Consider the following 25,221-nt stretch of genomic DNA (forward strand, 5'->3'; position numbering starts at 1 on the left):
TCCAATGTAAATTTTAGAATTATAAGAATATTGTTGATTTTGATTATAGCATTACATTTTGTGGTTTACAACATAAAATTGTTGTTTTTCTCAATTCTGATTTGGTTTAAATAACATTATCGAGTTTGTTTATTGAGTTTTACAATCCCCCCCTTGAAAAGCCAAAAAAAAAGCAGTCAATACTATGACTGCTCTCCGATAATCGCCCGGATTCCCTGAACATTCAACTCTTTAATCGTGTTGATAGAGACCCTATTATCTGTAATCAAATAATCAACAGCTGTTAAATCACATAAGCGAATCAATGATTTCTGGCCGAACTTGCTATGATCTACAAGTAAAATTAATTTTTCGGATATAGATAATAGTTGTTTTTTGACCGACGCTTGATCTTCATGAATTTCACTTATTCCTCTTTTGAAATCTACGCCTAAACAAGAAAAGAAGAATTTATCTACATGGTAATCCTGAACTACTCTTTCAGCAAAGTTCCCGACTAAAGACATGGACCCTTCAGATAAGTATCCACCAATTAAAATGACACGGATACTCTGCTCACTTGCTAATTCTAAGGTTACTCCAATGGAGTTTGTTATTACTGTTAGGTTTTTTCCTTTGATATGCCTCGTCATCAATAAACTTGTTGTACTAGCATCAATCGCTATAATGTCCCCATCTTCCACATAGGTAGCCGCTGTACGTGCGATCATTTCTTTTTCTTCCATATGTTTGGATTGTCTTTTTGGTACTGGAATTTCTGTGCTCGTTTCTACTCGAATCGCACCACCATGAATTTTTCTTAATAATCCTTGTTTTTCAAGTCTTTCAAAATCACGCCGGATGGTCTCTTCACTCACATTAAACTGTTTGCTTAAATCCGCTACTCGAACCGAACCATTTTTATCTACTAAATCGGATATGTTCCTTTGACGATCGTTTAAATGAAATAATGATTCATTGTTTCCATTAGTTTTACCCACCATAAATACCCTCACGCCTTTATTTTTATTATTTTCTACACTACACCAAAACAACGAAAATTCAACATTAAAACCACAATTAATTTTGTTTTAATGTTGAATTAATTGTGTTTTATTGTGAGTAATAAAAAATGAATTTTACTTTAAAATATCTACATATCTATAGTAACTAATTTAAGGGTAATTAATCAATGCATGGCTTTGGAAACAAAAAACCACCCCGCAGCTTCATTCTGAATTCAGCTGCAGGGTGGTACAGATTACATTTCAACTTTAATAACTCTAATACCATTCTTGCGAAGAGCTTCAGTCATGCTCTCATTCGTTTCTCGATCCGTAATGACACAATCGATCTTTTCTTTGTTATTGATTTGTGAAAATGCGCGAAGCCCAAATTTGTTATGGTCAACCATCATATAAACAAGGTCAGCAATATCCATCATTTTATTTTTGATAATGGATTGCAATTCATTGGATTCACTCATTCCGTGTTCTAAATCAAAACCTTTGCAAGAAATAAAAGCTTTTTCAACATGATAGGAATTCAGCGAGGACTCCGCGAGGGGCCCTACATACGAAAGAGATTTCTGTAGCAACTGTCCACCAGTGGAAATGACAGTGATTTGTTTTTTATTGCTTAATTCAATGGCGACTTTTATCGAGTTAGTCAACACGGTTATTGGTATATCACTAAGGCTTTTGGCCATATACCAGGCCGTGCTACTAGCATCTAATAAGATTTTATCTCCAGGATCTACCTGTTTAACAGCTTCCTCAGCTATTTCCTTCTTTTCTTTGACGTTAATGATTTCCCTTTCAAAATATGGAATTTCATTGAGGGCTTTATGCTTAGGTGCTTTAACAGCCCCACCATGACTCCTAGCAATTCTGCCGTCGCTTTCCAGTTTTTCTAAATCTCTTCGAATTGTTTCTTCCGTAACAGAAAAGATCTGGCTTAATTCTGTTACGCGAACACTGTTTTTTTCATTCACTATATCTACTATCTGCTGCCTTCGCTCAGCAACCATCATCTCTTCTTTCTCTCCTTCTAAGTGTCTATCAACTCTTTAAACACTCTGTAAGCATGATTCCATTCCTCATTATCTGCGGGAGAGTACGGGGTGATAGGGAAGGAATTCTTCACGATATTTCTGCTTTCCTGTAAGTTTTTTATATATCCGAGCCCTTTATATTGAGTTAGCAGGTTTCCAATCGATGTCGCTTCTATTGGGCCGGCGTAAATGGGCTTTTGAATAGCGTTTGCTGTAAATTGACATAATAATCGATTTTGAATTCCACCACCAACCATATATAAACATGTGAACTTTTCATTTGTAAGTTTTTCTAGTCTCTCTAAAACAAAGCGATATTTTAGTGCTAAACTCTCTAAAACACAACGTAAGATCTCCCCTATTGTTTGAGGAACTTCTTGATTTGTTTCAACACAATATTGCTGGATCGCTTCGGGCATTTGCTCTGGTTTTATAAACCTTTGATCATCAGGATCGATCAATGCTTTAAAAGGAGGGGATTTTTCTATAGCTTCATTTAGTTGTTGATAGGTTACACTCTCACCTTCCTTTTCCCATACGCGCATGCACTCCTGCTGTAACCACAAGCCCATGATATTCTTCAACAAACGGAATGTATCGTCAACACCACCCTCATTTGTCATATTCCATTCCAATGCTTGTTTGGTTTTGATAGGTTGTAATACTTCTGTTCCTAATAACGACCAGGTTCCACAACTTAAATAGGCAAAGCTTTCTTCACCGAGATGAGGGACAGCTACAACAGCAGAAGCTGTATCATGTTCTCCCACGGTCACAACCGGAATCGCTTCTTCAAGTTTCAATTCTTTACAAATCCTTTGTGTAACTTTCCCTACAACCGTTCCTGGCTTAACAGGTGCTTTAAAGATATGTTCTGGTAATCCTAATGTTTTTATCAAGGAATCATCCCAGTCCATTGAATCCGTATTAAACAGTTGAGTGGAAGTCGCGTTCGTCACCTCGTTGAATTTTACTCCAGTTAAAAAATACCGTAATAAATCAGGAATCATCATAAAATCTTCCGCTTGATGTAGAGCTACATTATCAGCTTTTTTCATTGCATATAAATGATAAATGGTATTAATAGGCATAAATTGAATGCCTGTTTTAGAGAAAATCTCCTCGGATGAAAGGAGGTGATTTACCTCTTCTACTAAACCATTAGTATGATCATTACGATAGTGATAAGGGTTAGCTAATAACTCTCCATTCTTATCCAATAACCCAAAATCCACCGCCCACGTATCAATAGCTAAGCTTTCAATATCATTATATCCTAGCTGTACAGCCTTTAAAATCCCTTGCTTAATTTCAAGAAACAAGCGAAGGATATCCCAGTGCAAGTGCGGCCCCACTTGCACTGGATCATTAGAGAACCTATGGATTTCTTTAATCTGTAATTCACCCTGTTCTAGGTGACCTATTACAGCCCTGCCACTGCTAGCTCCTAAATCAAAAGCGAGAACATTCACCAACTAGACCCGCCTTTACCTCTTGAGAGGATTTTTTCTTGATAACCGCTTGTAAGATAAGCACTCATAGGATCCACAGGTACTCCCAATTCTTCTCTTACTGTTTGTAATAGAGGCGATACATCAAACTCAAACGCTTTTCGAACCGCATTTTCTGCGGCTAATACATCCTGTTTTTCTTGCGCTTCAGCCACTTCATCAAGGTTGATCAACAAGGATTTAGCATATAGAGTTTGCACATTTGTAATGGACCTTATCATAGCTGGTATCTTAGGTTCGATGTTATGACATTGATCCAGCATATAAGAAATTTTGTCTGCTTTTGATCTGATTGAAGGGTTTTCATCAAATTGAGCAGAGATAATCTGGAAAAATGTTAAAAATAGTTCATAAGGATTTTGTGACCCGGCAATCAAATCATCATCCGCATATTTTCGACTATTAAAATGGAAACCTCCTAACCTTTCTTCATCCAAGAGGTAAGCGACTATATGTTCTATATTCGTCCCTTGAGCATGGTGGCCAGTATCCACTAAGACATCTGCTTTTCCACCTAATTTTTGAGCCATATTAAATGACATGCCCCAATCTGCCAAGTCTGTATGATAGAAAGCAGGCTCAAAGAACTTGTACTCGATCAACATCCTCATATCTTCATCCAAATCCTCATACATCTCTTTTAAGCATTCGTACATCCACTGCTTTCTCTTTCGCAGATCTGCTTGTCCGGGGTAATTAGTACCATCAGCGAACCATAGACTTAAATCTTTTGACCCCACTTGTCTAGCTATTTCCACACACTCAAGTAAATGGTCTGTGGCTTTTCGTCTAATCGAAGGATTAGAGTTTGTTACACTACCGAATTTATAGTCGTCATCTTGGAATAAATTCGGGTTTACAGCCCCAATTTTAACTTGGTGTTCATGCGCATGGACTTGGAGTTGGTTATAATCATCTACCTTATCCCAGGGAATGTGGATGGCAACACCAGGGCTGATCCCTGTATGTTTATGAACCTGAGCTGCATCCTCAATTTTTTCAAAAGGGTCTCTAGGTATTCCTTTTTGTCGGAATACTTTAAACCTAGTGCCGGAATCACCATATCCCCATGAGGGTGTCTCTATATTGAGAGCTTTGAGTTTTTCTTTGACGACTTCCAGTTGAATACCTCGATCTCCCTGCTGTTGCTCAAAAATCTGATATAATTGATCAGTCATACAATACACTCCTCCTTTATATCCCATATAATAAGGTTATCTAGAAAACGCTGCCGGTACTCCACCATCGACTGTAATCATACATCCAGTGGTCTTAGCTGATTTCGAAGATGCTAGGAAGGCGATAGATTCAGCGATGTCTTCCGGAAGTACATTCTCATTCAAAATTGTTCTCTTACGATAGTGCTCTTCTAACTCATCAGCCTGGATACCATAAGAGGAAGCTCTTTCTTCTTTCCATTCAGAATCCCAAATTTTTGATCCTCGTATGACTGCATCCGGAAGTACAGAATTAACCCTGATCCCATATTGGCCTCCATCCGCCGCAATTGTCCTTGCTAGATGGACTTCCGCAGCTTTTGCCGTACTATAAGCAGCTGCATTTTTCCCTGCATAGATGGAGTTCTTTGAACCGACAAAGACCATGTTTCCACCTAAAGATTGATTCTTCATCAACTTGAACGCTTCTCTAGCTACAAGGAAATATCCTGTCACAAGCACATTGATATTTAAATTCCATTTGTCTAATGTAGTCTCTTCAAATGGACTAGAGCTGGCAAGACCAGCATTATTGACGAGAATATCCAGGCCACCATAAGTAAGTGTGGCTTTCATGATAGCCTCTTCCACTTCTTCTTCCTTCGTCACATCCATTTTCACAGCAATAGCCCGTTCACTACCAAACTGATTGTTTAAATTATCAGCAAGTTCTTGAGCACCTTCCCAATTAATATCTGCCACAACGATATGCGATCCTTCATATGCTAGACGATAACAAGTAGAACTACCTATACCACCTGCTCCACCAGTAACAAAACTGATATGACGTGAAAAATCGGCTTCTGCAGGTGCCAAACTCAGTTTATATAACTCTAGCGGCCAATATTCTACAGCAAAAGCCTCTTCTTCTTTCAGGGATACAAAGTTTCCTAGAATCGTCGCCCCTTTCATGACTGAAATAGCCCGATGGTATAAGGATTCACTTACTTTTGCAGCTTTAATGTCTTTTCCAGTATTGATCATTCCAATACCAGGAATAAGTATGACTCTAGGTACAGGTTCAAACATCGTCTCATTTCCTGATTGGTTTTTTTCAAAATAGGACTTATATTCTTCTCTAAAAAACTCGACACCGTTCTTGATGCTCTCAATCAATTCGTGGGTATCCTCTTTTTGAGGATTCCAACTCACAAATAATGGAGCCCTTTTCGTGTGTACTAAGTGATCAGGACAGGCAGCTCCAACTTGTGAAAGGTCGTGAGCGTTTTTACTGTTAACAAATTTCAAAACCTCTTCAGAATCATTATTGGTAACAATCATTTTGTTTTCAGTACTGACGAGTCCACGAATCACAGGAAGTACTTCAGCTAATGTATTCCTACGTTCTTTTTCTGTAAGGGATGTGTGTTGGGCCCCCCCGAAAATTTCTTGATTCTCGGACTGTTCTTGTATATATTTTTCAGCTTCTTGTATGACAGAAATGGTTTGATTGTAACTTTCTTCAGAAGTTTCCCCCCAAGTTACCAATCCGTGCTTCTCCATAATGACTAATTCCGCTTTCGGATTGTTCTTGACGCTCTCTGCAATCAACTTAGAGAGATCGAACCCAGGACGGATATAGGGTACCCAAACAAACCTGTCTCCGTAGATTTTTTCGGCTATATCCTTCCCATTATCTGCACAAGCAATACTGATGATGGCATCAGGATGAGTGTGATCTACATGTTTGAATGGTAAGAAAGCATGCAGGAGAGTTTCAATAGAAGAACGCGGGTGACTTGAATCAATCATACAATGACTTAAATACTGGACCATTTCCTCGTCCGTCATATGGTCTTCCGCTAAAAGCCGACGTATGTCATCCATTTTTAATGCAGTAAAATTAGTAGAGTCCATCGTAGCTAAGTCAGAACCACTACCCTTGACCCACATGACCTCTACATCTTCGCCACGGAAATTCTTTTCAAAAGTCTTAGTTGAGGTATTGCCGCCTCCCCAATTTGCAATCGATCGATCTGTTCCTAGAAGGTTAGAACGATAAACCAAACTTGATAAACCGCTTTCAAAATTCACATTATGAGTGTCCCACAAATTTCCAACCAAAGTAAAACCTCCATTTATTTGTTTGTTTTACCTTAACATACTTTTGTTTTCTTTTGAATAATTTTGTTATTGTTTGTTTTTGAACATATCAAATATGAAACCAACATAGATAGGATATACAATAAATATAGCAAAGCTTGTAGAAGAAGTTCTCTATACTAAAAAATCTAATAATACCTTAATACAAAAAAAGACCAATCCTTTATACTACAAAGGATTGGTCTTTTTTGTTTAGCGTCCCAGGAGAGATTCGAACTCCCGACCCACAGCTTAGAAGGCTGTTGCTCTATCCAGCTGAGCTACTGGGACAAATAAATATGTATGGAGCGGGTGAAGGGAATCGAACCCTCATCATCAGCTTGGAAGGCTGAGGTTTTACCACTAAACTACACCCGCATATGTAAATGTGTTTCAGCCGCGTTTATCTTTCGCAGCATGCCCCTTCCTCTGAAAGCTTCTTAAGGAAGTAAAGTCCGTCGGGGCAACTCGCAGTGGATTCGGCAGAAGTTCAGCTCGTGGCAGAGGTTTTACTACTAAACTACACTCGCATGTAAAGCTATGTATGTGTGTTTCAAAAGATATTTTTTAACGTCCTTTTGAAGCGGACAAGAATTATTATATTAGGGATTCGCTTATATGTCAACAGATTGCAGCAAAGAATTTTAATTCTTTGCTGCTACTGCTGTTTCCATGTAGAGACCGTCAATTTTCTGCCCGTTCACATGGTAATACTGCAGGCGGACGTGATCGAGATCCTCCCACTCCAGAATGGCGTAGGTCGGTTCTTCGCGGTCACGTGGAAGTCTTGCGCTTCCCGGATTGATGAAGAGGGCGTCCTTCACCTTTTCCGCTCCTGCAATATGTGAATGTCCGAAGCAGGCGATCTGGGCTCCAGCTTCTTCCGCTCTGTAGGATAAGGGCATCAGGGTGGATTTCACTTGAAACAAATGCCCGTGCGTGACGAGGAATGTGATGTCTCCGACAGTGAAAACCTGATCGTTTTCCATTTCGGGTTCGAAGTCACAGTTTCCTTTGGCATAATGAAAGCCTTCCAGCTCCTTCGATCCGTAGGAGAGCTCGGAGTCGCCACAGTGGATCATAGCAGCCACGTCACTGTGACGTTCTTTCATTTCCATTACTTCGTCGGTTAGTCCGTGTGTGTCACTGATGATGAGTACTTTCGGCATCCTTCATCCCCACTTTCAGGATTGAGTTTTCAGCCAGTCTTCGATCTGCACGATGGCATGATGACGGTGGCTGATGGCGTTCTTTTCGTCGGACGTGTGCTCAGCCATCGTCCGGCTGGAGCCTTCTGGGATGAACACAGGATCATATCCGAACCCCTGCTCTCCCTGCGGCTCCCCGGCAATTCGGCCTTCACACGTTCCACGCTTCGTAAACGTCGCTTCTCCCGGTCGTGCGACGGCTACGGCACAGACGAAACGGGCGGTCCGTTCTTCTTCGGACACTCCGTTCAGCTCGTTCAGCAGTTTAGCTGTATTTTTTTCGTCATCTTTTTCTATTCCTGCATAGCGGGCGGAATAAACCCCCGGCTCTCCGTTCAGGGCATCGACCTCTAAACCGGAGTCATCGGCTACAACAGGAATGTTCAAAGCGTTCATCATCGCTTCTGCTTTAATGACGGCATTCTCCTCAAACGTTGTACCGGTTTCTTCAATATCGATGGAAGGGTCATGATCGAGAAGGGAAACGACGGAGATGCCGTATTTGGAAAACATCTCGCGGAACTCTTTGATCTTCCCTTCGTTCTTTGTGGCGATTAAGAGCTCCTTCATGCTTTGGCGGCTCCGGCTTTCGCCCGAATCACGTCTGCCCACTCTCCGATCGCTTCTTCCTGAAGCTTGATCAGCTCCTGGACACCTTCGTCTGCAAGAGAAAGCATTTTCTGAAGCTGCTGCATCGAGAAGGTTGCTTCTTCTCCTGTTCCCTGAAGCTCTACGAATTCGCCTTTGCCGGTCATGATGACGTTCATGTCTACTTCAGCACGGCTGTCTTCTTCGTAGCAGAGGTCGAGAACTTCTTTGCCGTCCGGCAGTACCCCGACGGAAATCGCCGTCAAGTAATCGGTGATCGGCAGCTCTTTGATGGATTTTTTGTTCACAAGCTTTCCTAGAGCAAGCACGACAGCTACAAAGGCACCTGTAATGGAAGCGGTCCGCGTGCCACCATCGGCCTGGATGACGTCACAGTCGACCCAGATGGTACGTTCTCCGATTTTATCAAGATCGACGACCGCGCGTAGAGAGCGGCCGATCAGGCGTTGGATTTCCATCGTCCGGCCGGATACTTTCCCTTTGGAAGATTCACGGATGTTGCGTGATTCCGTGGCTCTTGGAAGCATGGCGTATTCAGCTGTAATCCAGCCTTTGCCCTGACCACGTAAAAAAGGAGGCACTCGGTCCTCAATGCTGGCATTACAGATCACTTTTGTATCTCCAAAGCTGATGAGTACAGATCCCTCCGGGTGTTTCACATAATCGGTTTCTATTGTAACGGTTCTTAATTCATTGACTTCGCGTTGATCATTTCGCATCAATGATGACCTCCTTTTTCTTCATCATTATCCTTGCCCATCTTAACACAAATTACATACGTGCGGGTAGTTATTCATGAACGTAAAAAGCGCTTCAAAAGTGATTCACTTCTGAAGCGCCGGGTTTTACATTTCTTCAGCACCGCTGATGTCGGTTCTTGAAACAGGTTCGGCGAGCGGCTCACCCGCTTCATTGATGACCTGCTCCGATCCTTCGACCTGAACTTCGACCGATTCCACATCCTCAAGATCCGTCATGCTCAACACAAGGCTGGCGAGGGCAGCATCAGACAGGGCCGGCTGATCTGATCCTGTCAGGATTTTTTCATTGAAGGAAAGGGCGAGGACGCCGTTCTCCAGCCGGGAGCTGACCATTTCCGCCCCTTCATGGAAGGGGTTGGTCAATGAGCTGCCGAGTTCAGGCCCTTCAAAAAGGGCCTCCACTCTTGCCGCATATTCATCACTGTCTTCAGCGACACGTGTGGTGACAGGAACGTGGTACACCTGCTCCCCGTTCTGGGCAGGGAAGTAGACGGTAACGGCCTTGCTGTTCAGCACATCGCGCTGCACGCCGACGTTATTATTAATCCCGTCCGCCCGGGAGACGCCCTGGGAGATCGGAGTGCCGTCTACAGGCATGACTTCCTGCTCGTGTCCGTTGATCCACAGCTTAATCCGCTTTACGTTGTCAAACTGAGTGAGTGTGTAGGTCATGGCCTGAAGGATTTTCTCTTCATCCTTGGCCTCGTAATTTTTAAAGTCCTCCGACACATCAACGACAAGCGTTCCATTTTCCTCTGTATTCAACCCAAGAATTTCTGTTCCTGCCGGCAGAACGGCTTCAAACCCGTTCGGCAGCAGATTCGTGACCGGCCCATCCTTCACAAGGTATTCCAACGCCTGGGAAGCGACTTCCTGAGAAGCCGGCAGTTCCACAGTCTGTGGGGCGATCATTCCATTGGCATCCATTAAATAAAGCTCACGAGGGACGGTTGCTGTGGATTCCTGTTCTGTCGAATCCTCTGCTTTCTCTCCATCCTCCTCCGGTGCTGAACCATCCTCTTCCGGTGATGTTGTCACAGCTTCATCCGGAGCATCCATTTTCTCCAGCGACTGTTCTCCTTCAAACAGGCATCCGGCAAGCAGCCCCGTGCACATTAGAAGCACCAGGGCCGTCAAAAAGGATTTATAGCTGTATTTTCTCATTCTTTTCCCCCCTGAGATAGATTGTACTACCATGTATACGAGCCCTCGTTTGGAATAGACCAGGGTAATTTGGAGGAGAAAAGCATATGAAAAAACTCCGCCTGAATCAGGCGGAGCTTGATACGTGTTCCAGTTCTACCGATTTCAGGATCTGAATCGGCTCTTCAAACCAGCTGTTGGCGACGAGACGGAATTTCTCCATATCGCCGGTCGTGTAAAATTCATGCCTTGGTGTATGGTCATCGGTTTCCAGTGCTTTATGATAGGCAAGAATCAGGCTCGCTTCACGGGCCGTTTCCTCACCGGAGCTGATCACTTGGATGTGATCCCCCATCTCGTTCTGGACCAGATCCTTGATGAGCGGATAATGGGTGCAGCCGAGAATCAATGTATCAATATGATTCATGTCCTTCAATGGCTGCAGCGTTCGGGAAACGATTCCTTCCGCTTTCGGGCCGGATAAGATCCCCTCTTCGACCATCGGGACAAACGGCGGACAGGCCAGATCGTTCACCCGGATGTCCTGATCAATGGAAGCAAGCGCCTGCGGATAGGCTTTACTTTCAATGGTCCCTTCTGTACCAATAACTCCGATCCGCTTGTTCTGGCTGACTTTGATGGCGGCACGTGCCCCCGGATCAATGACCCCAATGACCGGGATATCCAGTTCTTCCTGCAGCTCAGCCAGCGTATAAGCCGTCGCTGTGTTACACGCGACAACGAGCATTTTAATATTTTTCCCAAGCAGATAATTGACCATCTGCCATGTGAACGCCCGCACTTCTTCCTCTGAACGCGGACCGTACGGGCACCGCTTCGTATCCCCAAGATAGATAAAGGTTTCCTTTGGTAACTGCCTCATCAACTCTCTCGCTACCGTCAGTCCCCCGACGCCAGAATCAATGACTCCGATTGCCTGTTTCACTCTGCATCCCTCTTTTATGCCTTAATGTTCTTCTTCATCGATTTCAATCATGTTCCCGTGAAGGACGTGGAGCAGACGGTTCAGCGTTTCCACATCTTCTTCCGGAACATTTCTCAACACGTTTTCCAGGTAGTTCTGTCGTTTTTCGATCACTTCATGAATGATCTTCTGTCCTTTGCTCAGTACATGGATCCTGACGACCCGGCGGTCCTTCGGGTCCCTGACCCGCTCAACCAGCTCGTTTTTCTCCATACGGTCGACAAGGTCCGTTGTCGTACTGCAGGCCAGGTGTATATGATTAGAGAGTTCCCCGATCGTTAAGTCCCCTTTTTCCATCAGCCACTGCAGCGCAACAAACTGCGGAGCTGTAATCGAGTAATGATTCAGGATAACTCGTCCTCTTTGTTTAATGATCCCGGATATGTAACGAAGTTCCTTCTCTACATCAGCGATCATGGATGTCTGCTGGGTTTCAGCCACATTCAGCACTCCTAACGAAATGACTTGATAAATATCATTGTGGTCGTTTCTCACTAAAATTTCAAGGTGAATGTATCCGGCGATACAAAAAAACCCTTTCAGGTATGATCATCACCACGTGACAGACCCTACCTGAAAGGACTCCCTCCATTCCACAGGCCAATGCCTCTGCTGCTTCATGGAATTAAAGCTCCAGTTCACCCATACGCAGCAGTTCAACCACTGCCTGGGAACGGCCTTTCACTCCTAGCTTCTGCATGGCATTTGAAATGTGGTTCCGCACAGTTTTCTCCGAAATGAAGAGCTCTTTTGCGATCTCCCTTGTCGTCTTATCCTGTACTAGAAGCTCGAAGACTTCTCGCTCCCGCTTGGTAAGAATTTGTGTTGGCCGATAGCCGTCCTCCTTCACAAGCGTACCCCTCCTTGTTGTTCCTGAGCTTTTCTTGAGGGGAATTATTTAGTCTTTGTATCGTATGAGGGGATTAGCCCCCGTGTGCTACGCTTTCATGATTTAGACACAAGCCCGAGTTCCTGGGCTTTGAAAAGGGCTTCCGTCCTGGATCGGACGTTCAGCTTGTTGAAAATTCCGGTGAGCGTGTACTCCACGCTCCGCTGGGACATATGGAGCGTCTGGGCGATTTCCCTGTTGGTGAAACCGGAAGCGACTTCCTTTAAAATCGACTGCTCCTTCTCATTCAGGGAGATGCCTTTATTTTCAGCTGACTCGATCGTTTCGGCCGTGCAGGCTTCTGTCCGGCGCAGCTGCTTGAAAAGATGGAGCGGAATGATCACTTCATCTCTGAGAGCCGCTTTGATCGCTGTAACGAGCTGTTCACTGGCAGCAGTTTTGCTGACAAAGCCGTTGATGTCCGCTTCCACAATCATATTGAAGTGCGTGCTCAAATCGAACCCGGTATAGATCAGCATTTTAATATCCGGGAACGTTTTTCTTAGCCGTTTGGCCAGTTCAATGCCGTTCAGGCCGGGCATATATAAATCCAAAAGCAGCACATCGTAGGCTTTCTTTTCGAGGCAGCTTTCCAGATGATCGGTTTCGTGGATGACATCCACCTGCATATCCCCCTCCTGCTCGAGCATCGCTTTGGTGCCTGCTCCAACAGCGGGGTGGTCGTCGACTATTAATACGTGAATCATACGTGCTGGACCTCCTTGTGTGACGGATAGGGGAAAGTGATGGTCGTCCTGAATCCTTCCCCTGGTGCTGTGGTGATTTCCAGACTTCCATTTAAACCGTTGACCCTCTGCTCAATTCCCGAAAGCCCGATATGGGAAAACAGGTCCCGCTTCATGGAATAATCCATTCCTTTTCCATTATCTGAATAATAGAGAACCACCTGGTCCTTCTCATTGAAAAGAGAGAGTTTGACGATTTTTGCTTCGGAATGCTTCATGGCATTCGTCAACAGTTCCTGGACAATCCGGAAAATTCCGAGAATCCTTTCTTGATCCAGCTCTGATTCAAACCGTTCATGAGAAAAGTAAACGGTGAAATTGGAACGAAGCTGATACTGATGGATCAAATTCTTCAATGACTGCACGAGTCCAAGTTCTTCGATGAAGGCCGGCCGCAGCTCGTTACACGTTTCCCTCGTGAGGTGGATACTGTCCAGAAGAGATTCCTTATACATCTTCAACTCAGCATGAAGACTCGTGGATAAATCGGTCCGGTTGCGGATCAGGTCGTCCATTTTACGGTACAGATACAGCTGCTCCTGGAGCACCGTATCGTGGATATCGATCGACAGCTGCTTCCGCTGGTTCTCCGCAATCGTAAATAAGAGCCGGGACAGCCATGCCGGATACTTCTGCGTCTGATCGTTTCTTAACGTGCGTAGCTCCTTGACCAGATCCTCAATCAAATTCATATTCTCTATCGCAATGTTGGCATGATGGGAGATGGTTTGTAAATACGTTTTTTCATCCCGGTTTAAAGTGGTAAAGTCCTTTTTCCCTCTGCACCAGAGCATCGTCATCTTCTCAAGTGACAGCCCGACGACGACACCAAATCCTTTATCCGTTTCAATGATGGAGCCGATGTCATAAGGGTGATGGAACAGGTGGTCGTCAAAATGGTCGACAATCCCCTCGGGAATTTCATTGTAGACACAGTACATCTTCCGCTTATTGTGTTTGGAGAAAATGTAGATGTCGCGTACACTCATCACGTTTTTAATTTCATCCCTCACGACCTTCATCAAATCAACCGCATTGGACTGATCCTTCATGTCGCTGGCCAGCCGGTGCATACTTTCCTGGTAGCTGTACCGTGCTGAAAAGAGAAACCGCTGCATACGGACGTCAAGCCCTTCCTTTAAGGATAAGAAAGCAATCAACGCTGTGTGCATCAATAAATACAGCTGGATATAGGACACCATCGACAAGCCGGATACAATCCACCCGATAACAGCTGTCAGTACGAAAGACGGGAGGACAGAAAGGATAAAGTAATAGCGCAGGCGGTTCATGATGAAATTGATATCAATCAGCTGTTCCCGTGTAATCAAATACATGAATGTGGCTGGAATAGCAATCAGAAACATGGCACCGAACTCCAGCGACACAATGGTCACGCCGGAAACGAGGACAGGGATCAAGTAAAGAAGAATATAAGGGAAAAACGCAACGGTCATTCCGATCGCCATATACTTAAAGACCGGTCCGACAGCGGCATGCCGGTAAATATATACCCCCCTGTAGACGATCACAAAGGTAATGATATACAACCCAAGCAGACACGTGAGCGGCACCAGTTGAAAGTAGGACGGGTTTTGAAGAGTTACTAAATAATACGTATCCAGCAGGGAAACACCTGCCATGGCAGCGTATAAGAAATAGAGAATGTTCTTAGAGAACCAGACGACCTTCAATTCCTGAAAGTAATTGTGCAGGAAATGGAGAAGGATAACAGGAGCAATCAGGAATAAACTGGTATTCAAAACAAGACTATACAAGTCATCCCTCACGGCTCCACTGTTACTCAAATAAGCCGTAGCAATTGCCAGGAAATACAAAATCAGCTGTTCGGCCGAATACCGTTTAGGCACCCGTTTATGAACCAGATAAGAGATTCCTAGAATCGCCACAAAAAATAGCGCAGGAAGCAGAATATAAAACACCCAGTGGACCCGGCTGAACTGGTCGATGTCCCTGTACATCCGTACTTGTCCGGAAGATTCCACCCTGAAGGACTGGGCATTTTCCAGTTCATTGAACATAGAAAGAGAATGGTGAAGCCCCGGGTTCCCCCCATCCACAGAGAGAATAACAGATCCCGGGGGGACGTCCTGCCTGTCCGCCCAGCCCCCACTCTCTATGTCGGTTATGACCCAGCCGCTTTCCTGCTGTTCAGCATCAATCCCAAGATAAGGCTGGGTTACGGATAAGATTATTAAATAGCACGCTGATACAATAAAAAAGGTCAAAACAATCCATTGAGACCATTTGAAGTTTTTCATACTACGGCTCACCTTCTTACTTGAGCGAATTTCAGTCACATCTATTATACTATCCTTCTCAAGTCCTACAACCCCCTTATAGTCAGAAGAACTTGTAAGTTTTCTGTCCACCTCCTGACAATGACAGTAAAAAAAGGACCCCGGTCGGCTCCGGGGTCCTTCGCAGGGATTTATACCTGTTTATCACTGCCAAAGAAGCTCTTGAAAGATTCAACGGCGGTATCACGGTTCAGTGCCGCGATGGATGTTGTCAAAGGAATGCCTTTCGGACAGGACTGTACGCAGTTTTGTGCGTTCCCGCAGCCCATCAGACCTTCGCCATCCATAATCGTCTGCAGACGCTCGCTCTTGTTCATTTCTCCTGTCGGATGGGAGTTGAACAGGCGCACCTGGGACAATGGTGCAGGTCCGATAAAGTCGGACTTGCTGTTTACGTTCGGGCAGGCTTCCAGGCAGACACCGCATGTCATACATTTGGAAAGCTCATAGGCCCACTGACGCTTGCTTTCGGCCATACGTGGTCCAGGACCAAGATCGTATGTTCCATCGATCGGGATCCAGGCTTTGACCTTCTTCAAGGAATCAAACATCCGGCTCCGGTCAACCGCAAGGTCACGGTTGATCGGGAACGTGGACATCGGCTCCAGGCGGATCGGCTGTTCCAGCTGATCCACGAGCGCTGTACAGGATTGTCGTGGTGTTCCGTTGATCACCATAGAACAGGCCCCGCATACTTCTTCCAGGCAGCCCATGTCCCAATAGACAGGTGTCGTCGACTGCCCATCAGCATTGACAGGGTTACGGCGGATTTCCATAAGCGCAGAGATGACATTCATATTTTCACGATACGGAATTTCAAACTTCTCTTCATACGGAGACTGATCAGGATCGTCCTGTCGTTTGATGATCATCGTAATCATTTTATTTTCGCTCATGATCGTTACCTCCTTTATTTACTCTTCGAGTAGTCACGTTTACGAGGCTCGATTAAGGATGTATCGACATCGTCATAACGGAAAACCGGCTTGTTATTTTCTTTGTCGTAGCTTGCTACCGTTGTCTTCAGCCATTCTTCATCGTTACGATCCGGGAATTCAGGCTTATAATGGGCACCGCGGCTTTCATTACGGTTATAGGCCCCCTGTGTGATGACACGGGCCAGCTGCAGCATATTCCAAAGCTGGCGGGTAAACATCGCTCCCTGGTTGCTCCAGCGGGATGTATCGTTGATGTTGATGCGTTCATAACGTTCCATCAGCTCAACAATCTTCTTATCCGTCTCCAGCAGCTTGTCATTATCACGGACAACGGTCACGTTATCCGTCATCCATTCCCCAAGCTCTTTATGAATCTGGTAGGCGTTTTCGTCGCCGTCCATACTCATAATGTTCTCGAATTTGTCCTGCTCTTCTTTGACGGCTTTGTCAAACAGCGCTGAACTCATATCGTCCGCAAGGGTTTCAAGACCATCCAGATATTTCACAGCATTCGGACCTGCTTCCATACCGCCGTAAATGGAGGAAAGAAGCGAGTTGGCTCCGAGACGGTTGCCTCCGTGCTGTGTATAATCACATTCACCAGCGGCAAAAATACCAGGAATGTTGGTCATCTGATCATAGTCGACCCACATGCCGCCCATCGAATAGTGTACGGCTGGGAAAATTTTCATCGGAACCTTCTTCGGATCTTCACCGACGAACTTCTCATAAATCTCTATGATGCCGCCAAGCTTAACATCCAGTTCCTTAGGATCTTTATGGGAGAGATCAAGATATACCATGTTTTCTCCGTTGATTCCCAGTTTCTGGTTAACACAAACGTCGAAAATTTCCCTCGTTGCGATATCACGCGGCACAAGGTTTCCGTATGCCGGATATTTTTCCTCAAGGAAATACCAAGGCTCCCCGTCTTTGTATGTCCAGACACGTCCACCTTCTCCACGTGCCGACTCACTCATCAGGCGCAGTTTATCATCGCCGGGAATAGCAGTCGGATGGATCTGGATGAACTCCCCGTTGGCGTAGTTCACACCCTGCTGAAACAAGGATCCGGCAGCAGAGCCCGTGTTGATGACCGAGTTGGTGGACTTGCCAAAGATAATCCCGGGACCTCCGGTTGCCATAATGACGGCATCGGAAGGGAACGCTTTAATTTCATGGGTGCTCAAATTCTGTCCGATCACTCCACGGCCGACACCATCGTCGCCGATAATCGCGGAAAGGAACTCCCAGTTTTCGTATTTCGTTACAAGACCGTTCACCTCGTGGCGGCGGACCTGTTCATCAAGGGCGTACAGCAGCTGCTGCCCTGTCGTAGCTCCGGCATAGGCTGTCCTGTGGTGCTGCGTTCCACCGAAACGTCGGAAATCGAGAAGCCCTTCCGGCGTACGGTTGAACATGACTCCCATACGGTCCAAAAGGTGAATGATGCCGGGCGCTGCATCACACATCGCTTTGACCGGTGGCTGGTTGGCGAGGAAGTCGCCGCCGTAGACCGTATCATCAAAGTGCTCCCACGGGGAATCCCCTTCCCCTTTTGTATTGACGGCCCCGTTAATTCCGCCCTGGGCACATACAGAGTGAGAACGTTTAACGGGCACAATAGATAGAAGATCTACGTGAACCCCTTGTTCTGCTGCTTTAATTGTTGCCATCAAGCCGGCCAGGCCGCCGCCGACAACAACAATATTTTTATTTGTCATGATTGAAGCTCACTCCCTTAAGTACTGAAAATCTATAAAACTGCCATTGTTATGTTCATAGTTTAAATTCCGTAGGCAAACTGAATCAACGTGCGCACTCCAACATAGGAAATGGCAACGAAAACGATGATGCTTACGTAGGTCATGATCTTCTGAGAGCGTGGTGACACGGTGATGCCCCAGCTGACAAAGAAGGACCACAGTCCATTGGAAAAGTGGAAGGTTGTGGAAATTACACCAATTACATAGAACCAGAAGAAGAACGGCTCCGTTAAAATCCCTTCCATCAACTGATAGTTAAGATCCGCCCATCCAAAACCGATGGCGATCCGTGTCTCCCAGACGTGCCACGCAATAAAGATCAGCGTAACAATCCCTGTGATTCTTTGGAAAATGAACATCCAGTTACGGAAATAACTGAAATTAGACAAATTGCTTTTGGCTGTAAAGGCAATATACACACCGTAAATTGCGTGAAACAACAGTGGTAGGAAAATGATAAAGGTTTCCAGCACATACCGGTAAGGCAGACTCTCCATGAAGTGTGCCGCATCATTGAATGCCTGTGGACCACGTGTTGCAAAATAGTTTACAGTCAAGTGCTGAATCAAAAAGATCCCGATTGGAATAACTCCCAGTAATGAATGTAGTCTTCGATTGACGTATCCGCGCGTTCCCGCCATATTTACCCCCCTCAAGATAGTAACAGATTGAATATGGACATTTTTCAGACAGTTAAGCGCTTTAATTCCGCTTAAAAAAATTATAGGAAAAGCCCCATTCCCTAAACTTGTCTGACGAATGTACAATTTGTGACATGTTTATTGTACTTCTATCCCGAATAAGCGTCAAGAAAGCGGGATTATAAAATGTTCAAAAATACACATTTATTTCCTTTTGATAAAATGAAAGAAATCATATTGCACCACTGAAGATTTCGAGTGATAATAAAGAGAGAAAGGAATGAGCGTTTTGAAAGAATCTACGAAACTAACAACAAGCAACATTTCATCGCTTGTGGGCACCGGAGCAGGGTTCGATTTAATGCGCTACTTCACCCTCCCTGACTTTCTCGGAAAAGATGCCCCTTATCTCCTTTATTACATGGGGAAAAACATGGCCCGTCAGACCAGTCTTGAAACTTTCGATGAGCTCTTTGAATTCTTCCAGTACATGGGCTGGGGAGAGCTCGTTAAAATAAAAGAAAAGAAGACCGAATACACCTTTCACCTGAAAGGGCACATGATCGAAAAACGCCTCCACCAAAAACTGCTGGACGTGGATTTTCGTTTGGAATGCGGATTTCTTTCCGAATCCATTACACAAATGACCGATGATACATATGAGTGCTTTGAAGAAGTAAACAAAAAAGACAATGTCGTGGAAATCAAAGCGATGAAAGCATAAGAAAGAACCAGCTGTTATTCCTCAGCTGGTTCTTCTTGTTCATCAGGATCGTCCTGGTTGTCATTCAAATGAATGAGGATCGTGTTGGCTACAGGTTCCGGAATTCCGAGCTTCGTAATTGACTGAATATCTGCTTCTTTGATTTCTGTCACGGATTTAAAATGACGAAGCAGGAGGCGTCTCCGCTTTTGACCGACACCAGGAATTTCATCCAGCTCGGACTGGATGGCTCCTTTTCCGCGCAGCTGCCTGTGGAAGGAGATGGCGAATCGGTGGACTTCGTCCTGAATCCGCTGGACGAGGTAAAATTCCTGCGATTTTCTATCCAGATCCACCGGCGAAGGAGGATCTCCATACAGGAGTTCGCTCGTCTTGTGCTTATCGTCCTTGGCAAGGCCGCAGAGCGGAACATCTACCCCAAGCTCGTTCTCCAACACATCAAGGGCGGCGGACATCTGCCCTTTCCCTCCATCTACCACAATCAGATCCGGCAGCGGGAGGTCTTCTTTTAAGACACGCTGGTACCGCCTGCGAATCACTTCACGCATCGTTTCATAGTCATCCGGGCCTTTAACATCCCGGACTTTGTATTTTCTGTACTCTTTTTTATCGGCACGGCCGTCCGTAAAGACGACCATCGCTGAAACCGGATCCGCGCCCTGGATATTGGAGTTATCAAACGCCTCAATCCGGTGCGGGGTTTCGATATGAAGTTTTTCTCCCAGCGATTCCACGGCTTTGATCGTCCGCTCTTCATCACGCTCAATCAAGGCGAACTTCTCTTCAAGGGAAATCTTGGCGTTTTTCATGGCCAGTTCCACTAGTTCCTTCTTGCGCCCCCGCATCGGAATCATCACCTTCGTATCAATGGCGCCTTCCAGAACATCAACGTTCGTCGCCACAGGCACGAGCACCTGCTTTGGATACGGGTGGTTTTGATGCAGGTAAAACCTGGCGATGAAGCTGAGGAAGGTCTCTTCCGGATCATCAAAGAACGGGAACAGCGAGACGTCGCGTTCGATCAGCTTGCCCTGGCGGATGAAAAAGACCTGCACGCACATCCACCCTTTATCATAGCTGTATCCAAAAATATCCCGGTCCACTTGATCGTTCATGGTCATCTTCTGCTGCTCCATGACCGATTCAATGTGTTCAATCTGGTCTCTGAGCTCCTTGGCCCGCTCAAAATCCAGCTCCTCTGAGGCATCGAGCATCTTCTGCTTTAAGTCTTTTTTGATTTCCTTATGACCACCGTTCAGGAAGGATGTAATCTGCTGGACGATTTCATCATTCGTCTGTTTTGTAACCTTGAACTCACAGGGGCCGAGGCACTGGTGCATATGATAGTACAGGCACACACGGTCCGGCATCGTGTTGCACTTTCTCAGAGGGTACAGCCGGTCGAGCAGCTTCTTCGTCTCCCTTGCCGCAATGACGTTCGGATAGGGACCGAAGTATTTCCCCTTATCTTTCTTCACATTCCTCGTTACGATCAGCCGGGGATGACGTTCACCGGTCACTTTCAAATAAGGATAAGTCTTATCATCTTTCAATAGAACATTGTATTTCGGATCATACTTTTTGATCAGGTTCATCTCAAGAATCAGCGCCTCTATTTCAGAGGTGGTGACAATGTATTCAAAATCGACGATCTCCCGCACAAGACGCTGGGTCTTTCCGTCATGGGCTCCGGTAAAGTAGGAGCGCACGCGGTTTTTCAATACTTTGGATTTCCCCACATAAATAATTGTCCCGTGCTTATCTTTCATTAAATAACAGCCGGGCTGGTCTGGTAAAACGGCCAGTTTCTCCTTAATCGTTGAATTCATTGTTTTCACTCCATACTGTCAGAAGGATATATAATGAAAATACCACACGACCGGTACATTTATGCATGATAAAAGCCGCGCTGCATACAGCGCGGCTTTCTACGATCACCTTTTTACTCAGGCATGTTTCGTAATGATTTCAGTTAGCGCTTCTTTAGGCTGGAAGCCGATAACCTGGTCAACAACCTGGCCGTCTTTGAAAAGAAGCAGTGTCGGGATACTCATAACGCCGAATTTACCAGCTGTTTCCTGGTTTTCATCAACATCGAGTTTCACGATTTTTACTTGGTCGCTCATTTCCGCATCGATTTCTTCCAATACAGGAGCGATCATTTTACAAGGTCCGCACCAAGGTGCCCAGAAATCTGCAAGGACAAGTCCCTGGCCTGTTTCTTCTGTAAATGTTTGATCAGTCGCTTTTACAATTGCCATACTATAATTCCTCCTCGACCTTTTAGTCTGTAAAGAGTATATCACTATCTATTGTTAGTGACTAATATTTTGTTTATACCCTATTTAAACATGGAATAAAGCCGAAGCCAAATGATCGGCTCCGGCTTTTTCCTATGCGTTTACTTTCATCTGCTTGATTTCTTCGGTCAGTTTCGGGATGACATCGAACAAGTCACCGACGATGCCGTAATCAGCTACATTGAAAATATTCGCTTCCGGATCTTTATTGACGGCTACAATGACTTTGGAATTGGACATTCCCGCTAAGTGCTGAATCGCACCGGAAATCCCGCAGGCAATGTAGAGGTCCGGTGTAACGACCTTCCCTGTCTGACCGATCTGCAGGGAGTAGTCGCAGTAACCGGCATCACACGCACCACGGGAGGCCCCTACGGTTCCGCCGAGCGCTTCGGCCAGCTGTTCAAGCGGCTCGAATCCTTCTGCACTTTTCACCCCGCGTCCTCCGGCTACAATGACTTTGGCTTCGGATAAATCCACGCCATCGGAGGATTTTTTCAGGACCTCTTTGATGATTGTGCGGATGTTGGAGATTTGGACCTCTTTCTCTGATACCGCACCGGTCAAGGAATCATCACGATTCAGGGACGGGATGTTATTTGGACGAATGGTAGCAAAAATCAGTCCGTCTGTAATCTTTTTCTTTTCAAAAGCTTTACCAGAATAAATGGGACGGGTGAAGACGATGTCTCCGCCTTCGACTACAACTTCCGTTGCATCTGAAATCAGCCCGGACTCCAGCCTGCTGGCAAGCTTCGGCGTCAAGTCCTTCCCGATGGCGGTATGCCCCATGATGATCCCTTCCGGAGACTCATCGTCAATCACCTGATGGACCGCCTGGGCATATCCATCAGATGTATACGTTTTCAATTCCGGGTTTGAAACAGTGATGACACGTGCGGCGCCGTAATACACCATTTCCTGTGCCATTTCCTTCAAATCCCCGTCTCCGCAGAGGACACCGACCACTTCGCCGCCATCACTGACGAGATTCGCTGCAGCAATTGCTTCAAAAGTGACGTTACGGAGAGATCCCTCTCTCGCTTCTCCAATGACCAATACTTTTTTGCTCATAACCCATTCTCCTTTCCCTTTGTCTATTTACAGGACTTTCGCTTCAGTTTTTAGTAAAGAAACCAGTTCTTTCACCTGATCGTCGACTTCCCCTTCAAGAACCTTGCCAGCTTCTTTCGCAGGTGGAAGGAAAATCTCCATGGTGGTTGTTTTTGCTTCTACATCATCTTCCTCTAAGTCCAGATCATCTATCTCCAGCTCTTCCAGCGGCTTTTTCTTCGCTTTCATGATTCCAGGAAGAGATGGATAGCGCGGCTCGTTCAACCCTTGCTGGCACGTAACGAGCAATGGCAGGGAAGTTTCCACCTTCTCTACATCCCCTTCCACGTCCCGCTCGATATTCACGGTGCTGCCATCGACTTCGATCTTCGTAATCGTCGTCACACAGGCCATATCCAACCGTTCTGCCAGGCGTGGGCCGACCTGACCGCTGGCCTCGTCAATCGCGACATTACCAGCTAATATGATGTCGGCTTCCTTATCCTCGAAAAAGGCTTCCAAAATCTTGACGGTTGTAAACTGGTCACCTTCTTCAAGGTCATCCTCTGTATTAACCAAGACGGCTTTGTCCGCCCCCATCGCCAGGGCTGTACGAAGCTGTTTCTCAGCGTCCTCTTCGCCGATCGTCACGACCGTAACCTCACCGCCGTGGGCGTCACGGAGATTGATCGCTTCCTCCACGGCATATTCATCATAAGGGTTGATGATGTATTCAGCTCCGTCATCAGCAATCGCTCCACCATTGACCGCGATCTTTTCCTCTGTATCAAACGTTCTTTTAAGCAGTACATAAATGTTCATTGTCTATGACCTCCTAAAGCATTAATGTTTGAAATCAGGTTTCCTCTTCTCAATAAACGCCTGAATGCCTTCTTTGGCATCCTCTTTCCCAAAGACATCGCCGAAGGCTTCCGCCTCAGCGCGGTTCCCTTCCTCGAACTGAGGATTATGTGTCAGAGGAACGAGATTCATCACATGATGAATCGTCGGACCACTCTTCTCTGCAATAGCAGCGGCCAGTTTTGCCGCCTCTCCATGCACTTCCTCAGCAGAGAAGCTCTTGTTGACCAGCCCGCTGGCCGCCGCTTCCTGCCCGGTGATTGGAACACCCGTCAAAATCATTTCATACGCTTTAGCTGCTCCGACGTATCTCGGAAGCCGCTGGGTCCCTGCAAAGCCTGGTATAATTCCAAGGTTGATTTCCGGAAGTCCAAGTTTGGCATCTTCTGCGGCGTAGCGGATGTGACACGCCATCGCCAGTTCCAGGCCGCCTCCAAGGGCAGCTCCGTGTATGGATGCAATCACTGGGATATGGAAGTTTTCGATCCGCTGAAAAAGCTTCTGTCCCTTGGAGGACAGGGACTTGTAATCATCCGCGCCCTGCAGGGTCGTGAATTCCTTAATATCTGCCCCGGCCGAGAAAAATCTTCCTTCGCCTTTCAGAAGGATGGCCTTGACGGATGCGTCCTGCTCCACCTTATCCAGTTCTGCAGAGAGGTCCTTTAGAATATGGCTCGACAAAGCATTGGCCGGAGGACTCTGCAGGGTGATCTCTGCAACATGGTTTTGGATTTCCATCGTTAATGTTGACAACATTACCTCTCCTCTTCTTCACGATTCCGGGCTAATCCATAGATAATTAAGCTATGGACTTCACTTGCCTGGTCTACTATGTTATAACGCTGATCCTTCATGACCCAGTTGGTTACCGTCTCATCCATCATCCCGAAAATCATCTGACGTACGAGACGGCGGTCCAAGCCATTTCGGAACAGCCCTTCCTCCACACCTTCCTCGACGATTTGGTCGATGACATTCAAATAGCGCTTTAAGACATTGTTGATTTTCTGTCTTAAGTCCTTGTTTGATTGTCTCAGCTCCAACTGGGTGACAATAGCCAGATGGTGATCGGCAGCCAGCTGCTCAAAGTGCGTATGGATCAGCGTATGGAGCTTTTCATCCGCTGACTGCCTGGAGGTGGTTTCCTGCTCAATCTTTTCTATGAACTGCCCCATTTTCTCCTGAAACAGTGAAACGAGGATATCTTCCTTGTTTTTGAAGTATAAATAAATCGTGCCGTCCGCCACTCCTGCTTTTTTAGCAATCTTTGATACCTGTGAGGAATGGTACCCATTTTCAGCAATGACCTCGACCGCTGCATCTATAATCTGTTTGAATTTCGGTTTGTTTTTTTTCATGTGGATATCTCCTTGATCTGTATACTGAAAATGAATGAATCATCATTCACTTATTATATTACATTCAAGGAAATAT

At 45.6% G+C, this 25,221-nt stretch carries 24 protein-coding genes and 2 tRNA genes; 1 reads left to right on the forward strand and 25 read right to left on the reverse strand.

Going from position 1 to position 25,221, the window contains the following annotated elements:
* Positions 1 to 182: 182 nt before the first annotated feature.
* The 19 genes from ACXAD6_RS12500 to ACXAD6_RS12590 all read right to left on the reverse strand — a co-directional run bounded on the left by ACXAD6_RS12500 (position 183) and on the right by ACXAD6_RS12590 (position 18,849).
* Positions 183 to 1,034 (reverse strand): DeoR/GlpR family DNA-binding transcription regulator, encoded by an 852-nt coding sequence (locus ACXAD6_RS12500; protein ID WP_474969134.1) that lies wholly within the window; start codon positions 1,032 to 1,034, stop codon positions 183 to 185.
* Between the two features lie 206 nt (positions 1,035 to 1,240).
* A complete protein-coding gene (locus ACXAD6_RS12505) occupies positions 1,241 to 2,011 on the reverse strand; it encodes a DeoR/GlpR family DNA-binding transcription regulator (RefSeq protein ID WP_474969135.1) in 771 nt (256 codons plus the stop codon).
* Positions 2,012 to 2,028: 17 nt separating this feature from the next.
* Positions 2,029 to 3,504, reverse strand: coding sequence for a rhamnulokinase (locus tag ACXAD6_RS12510; RefSeq protein WP_474969136.1), 1,476 nt, complete (start codon positions 3,502 to 3,504; stop codon positions 2,029 to 2,031).
* Entirely contained in the window at positions 3,501 to 4,721 is a 1,221-nt protein-coding gene (gene rhaI / locus ACXAD6_RS12515; protein WP_474969137.1) for an L-rhamnose isomerase, read from the reverse strand. Before rhaI ends, ACXAD6_RS12510 begins: the two co-directional genes overlap by 4 nt.
* Before the next feature lie 36 nt (positions 4,722 to 4,757).
* Entirely contained in the window at positions 4,758 to 6,824 is a 2,067-nt protein-coding gene (locus ACXAD6_RS12520) for a bifunctional aldolase/short-chain dehydrogenase (RefSeq protein ID WP_474969138.1), read from the reverse strand.
* Positions 6,825 to 7,059: 235 nt separating this feature from the next.
* Positions 7,060 to 7,133 (reverse strand) — tRNA-Arg (locus ACXAD6_RS12525).
* A 13-nt stretch (positions 7,134 to 7,146) separates the two neighbouring features.
* Positions 7,147 to 7,220: transfer RNA gene (locus tag ACXAD6_RS12530), tRNA-Gly, on the reverse strand.
* A gap of 266 nt (positions 7,221 to 7,486) precedes the next feature.
* Positions 7,487 to 8,011 (reverse strand): metallophosphoesterase, encoded by a 525-nt coding sequence (locus ACXAD6_RS12535; protein ID WP_474969139.1) that lies wholly within the window; start codon positions 8,009 to 8,011, stop codon positions 7,487 to 7,489.
* A gap of 15 nt (positions 8,012 to 8,026) precedes the next feature.
* Positions 8,027 to 8,620, reverse strand: a complete 594-nt coding sequence (locus ACXAD6_RS12540) for an XTP/dITP diphosphatase (RefSeq protein ID WP_474969140.1) — start codon at positions 8,618 to 8,620, stop codon at positions 8,027 to 8,029.
* Positions 8,617 to 9,378 carry a ribonuclease PH gene (rph, locus tag ACXAD6_RS12545; protein WP_027955215.1) on the reverse strand — a complete coding sequence of 254 codons (762 nt, stop codon included), beginning with the start codon at positions 9,376 to 9,378 and terminating at the stop codon, positions 8,617 to 8,619. Before rph ends, ACXAD6_RS12540 begins: the two co-directional genes overlap by 4 nt.
* A gap of 126 nt (positions 9,379 to 9,504) precedes the next feature.
* Entirely contained in the window at positions 9,505 to 10,584 is a 1,080-nt protein-coding gene (locus ACXAD6_RS12550) for a GerMN domain-containing protein (protein WP_474969141.1), read from the reverse strand.
* Positions 10,585 to 10,690: 106 nt separating this feature from the next.
* On the reverse strand, positions 10,691 to 11,509 hold the full coding sequence (racE, locus tag ACXAD6_RS12555) for a glutamate racemase (protein ID WP_027955213.1): 819 nt from the start codon (positions 11,507 to 11,509) through the stop codon (positions 10,691 to 10,693).
* Positions 11,510 to 11,530: 21 nt separating this feature from the next.
* A complete protein-coding gene (locus tag ACXAD6_RS12560) occupies positions 11,531 to 11,965 on the reverse strand; it encodes a MarR family winged helix-turn-helix transcriptional regulator (protein WP_160836516.1) in 435 nt (144 codons plus the stop codon).
* A gap of 208 nt (positions 11,966 to 12,173) precedes the next feature.
* A complete protein-coding gene (locus ACXAD6_RS12565; RefSeq protein WP_008635211.1) occupies positions 12,174 to 12,398 on the reverse strand; it encodes a helix-turn-helix domain-containing protein in 225 nt (74 codons plus the stop codon).
* A 95-nt stretch (positions 12,399 to 12,493) separates the two neighbouring features.
* The gene (locus tag ACXAD6_RS12570; RefSeq protein WP_027955211.1) at positions 12,494 to 13,144 is read right to left on the reverse strand and encodes a response regulator transcription factor; all 651 of its coding nucleotides are present in this window, start codon (positions 13,142 to 13,144) and stop codon (positions 12,494 to 12,496) included.
* Positions 13,141 to 15,465, reverse strand: a complete 2,325-nt coding sequence (locus ACXAD6_RS12575; protein WP_474969142.1) for a sensor histidine kinase — start codon at positions 15,463 to 15,465, stop codon at positions 13,141 to 13,143. Before ACXAD6_RS12575 ends, ACXAD6_RS12570 begins: the two co-directional genes overlap by 4 nt.
* A gap of 170 nt (positions 15,466 to 15,635) precedes the next feature.
* Positions 15,636 to 16,400: a succinate dehydrogenase iron-sulfur subunit gene (sdhB, locus tag ACXAD6_RS12580; RefSeq protein WP_474969143.1), complete on the reverse strand. Its 765-nt coding sequence runs from the start codon at positions 16,398 to 16,400 to the stop codon at positions 15,636 to 15,638.
* Positions 16,401 to 16,414: 14 nt separating this feature from the next.
* Positions 16,415 to 18,166: a succinate dehydrogenase flavoprotein subunit gene (gene sdhA, locus ACXAD6_RS12585; protein WP_474969144.1), complete on the reverse strand. Its 1,752-nt coding sequence runs from the start codon at positions 18,164 to 18,166 to the stop codon at positions 16,415 to 16,417.
* Between the two features lie 62 nt (positions 18,167 to 18,228).
* Positions 18,229 to 18,849: a succinate dehydrogenase cytochrome b558 subunit gene (locus ACXAD6_RS12590; protein ID WP_474969145.1), complete on the reverse strand. Its 621-nt coding sequence runs from the start codon at positions 18,847 to 18,849 to the stop codon at positions 18,229 to 18,231.
* 280 nt (positions 18,850 to 19,129) lie between these two features.
* Here ACXAD6_RS12590 and ACXAD6_RS12595 point away from each other — a divergent pair, with 280 nt between their 5' ends.
* Positions 19,130 to 19,573 (forward strand): YslB family protein, encoded by a 444-nt coding sequence (locus tag ACXAD6_RS12595; protein WP_474969146.1) that lies wholly within the window; start codon positions 19,130 to 19,132, stop codon positions 19,571 to 19,573.
* 14 nt (positions 19,574 to 19,587) lie between these two features.
* Here ACXAD6_RS12595 and uvrC read toward each other — a convergent pair whose 3' ends face one another.
* The 6 genes from uvrC to ACXAD6_RS12625 all read right to left on the reverse strand — a co-directional run bounded on the left by uvrC (position 19,588) and on the right by ACXAD6_RS12625 (position 25,145).
* Positions 19,588 to 21,402, reverse strand: coding sequence for an excinuclease ABC subunit UvrC (gene uvrC / locus ACXAD6_RS12600; RefSeq protein ID WP_474969147.1), 1,815 nt, complete (start codon positions 21,400 to 21,402; stop codon positions 19,588 to 19,590).
* Between the two features lie 117 nt (positions 21,403 to 21,519).
* Entirely contained in the window at positions 21,520 to 21,876 is a 357-nt protein-coding gene (trxA, locus tag ACXAD6_RS12605) for a thioredoxin (protein ID WP_280513303.1), read from the reverse strand.
* Between the two features lie 90 nt (positions 21,877 to 21,966).
* Complete coding sequence (locus ACXAD6_RS12610; RefSeq protein ID WP_474969148.1) at positions 21,967 to 22,947, reverse strand: electron transfer flavoprotein subunit alpha/FixB family protein; 981 nt, start codon at positions 22,945 to 22,947, stop codon at positions 21,967 to 21,969.
* Between the two features lie 27 nt (positions 22,948 to 22,974).
* Positions 22,975 to 23,748: an electron transfer flavoprotein subunit beta/FixA family protein gene (locus ACXAD6_RS12615; protein WP_474969149.1), complete on the reverse strand. Its 774-nt coding sequence runs from the start codon at positions 23,746 to 23,748 to the stop codon at positions 22,975 to 22,977.
* 21 nt (positions 23,749 to 23,769) lie between these two features.
* A complete protein-coding gene (locus ACXAD6_RS12620; RefSeq protein WP_474969150.1) occupies positions 23,770 to 24,543 on the reverse strand; it encodes an enoyl-CoA hydratase in 774 nt (257 codons plus the stop codon).
* Entirely contained in the window at positions 24,543 to 25,145 is a 603-nt protein-coding gene (locus tag ACXAD6_RS12625; RefSeq protein WP_027955200.1) for a TetR/AcrR family transcriptional regulator, read from the reverse strand. Before ACXAD6_RS12625 ends, ACXAD6_RS12620 begins: the two co-directional genes overlap by 1 nt.
* Positions 25,146 to 25,221: the final 76 nt, after the last annotated feature.

This window comes from Halobacillus sp. ABH2_015 (genome assembly GCF_056158945.1).

Bases quoted from the DNA above. Each gene is read 5' to 3' on its own strand.
- ACXAD6_RS12620 (WP_474969150.1), bottom strand. From the start codon at position 24,543: ATGTTGTCAACATTAACGATGGAAATCCAAAACCATGTTGCAGAGATC.
- ACXAD6_RS12575 (WP_474969142.1), bottom strand. From the start codon at position 15,465: ATGAAAAACTTCAAATGGTCTCAATGGATTGTTTTGACCTTTTTTATT.
- sdhA (WP_474969144.1), bottom strand. From the start codon at position 18,166: ATGACAAATAAAAATATTGTTGTTGTCGGCGGCGGCCTGGCCGGCTTG.
- ACXAD6_RS12540 (WP_474969140.1), bottom strand. From the start codon at position 8,620: ATGAAGGAGCTCTTAATCGCCACAAAGAACGAAGGGAAGATCAAAGAG.
- ACXAD6_RS12610 (WP_474969148.1), bottom strand. From the start codon at position 22,947: ATGAGCAAAAAAGTATTGGTCATTGGAGAAGCGAGAGAGGGATCTCTC.
- rph (WP_027955215.1), bottom strand. From the start codon at position 9,378: ATGCGAAATGATCAACGCGAAGTCAATGAATTAAGAACCGTTACAATA.
- ACXAD6_RS12505 (WP_474969135.1), bottom strand. From the start codon at position 2,011: ATGATGGTTGCTGAGCGAAGGCAGCAGATAGTAGATATAGTGAATGAA.
- ACXAD6_RS12570 (WP_027955211.1), bottom strand. From the start codon at position 13,144: ATGATTCACGTATTAATAGTCGACGACCACCCCGCTGTTGGAGCAGGC.
- ACXAD6_RS12590 (WP_474969145.1), bottom strand. From the start codon at position 18,849: ATGGCGGGAACGCGCGGATACGTCAATCGAAGACTACATTCATTACTG.
- ACXAD6_RS12595 (WP_474969146.1), top strand. From the start codon at position 19,130: ATGAGCGTTTTGAAAGAATCTACGAAACTAACAACAAGCAACATTTCA.
- ACXAD6_RS12625 (WP_027955200.1), bottom strand. From the start codon at position 25,145: ATGAAAAAAAACAAACCGAAATTCAAACAGATTATAGATGCAGCGGTC.
- ACXAD6_RS12550 (WP_474969141.1), bottom strand. From the start codon at position 10,584: ATGAGAAAATACAGCTATAAATCCTTTTTGACGGCCCTGGTGCTTCTA.
- ACXAD6_RS12535 (WP_474969139.1), bottom strand. From the start codon at position 8,011: ATGCCGAAAGTACTCATCATCAGTGACACACACGGACTAACCGACGAA.
- ACXAD6_RS12615 (WP_474969149.1), bottom strand. From the start codon at position 23,748: ATGAACATTTATGTACTGCTTAAAAGAACGTTTGATACAGAGGAAAAG.
- uvrC (WP_474969147.1), bottom strand. From the start codon at position 21,402: ATGAATTCAACGATTAAGGAGAAACTGGCCGTTTTACCAGACCAGCCC.
- ACXAD6_RS12560 (WP_160836516.1), bottom strand. From the start codon at position 11,965: ATGATCGCTGATGTAGAGAAGGAACTTCGTTACATATCCGGGATCATT.
- sdhB (WP_474969143.1), bottom strand. From the start codon at position 16,400: ATGAGCGAAAATAAAATGATTACGATGATCATCAAACGACAGGACGAT.
- rhaI (WP_474969137.1), bottom strand. From the start codon at position 4,721: ATGACTGATCAATTATATCAGATTTTTGAGCAACAGCAGGGAGATCGA.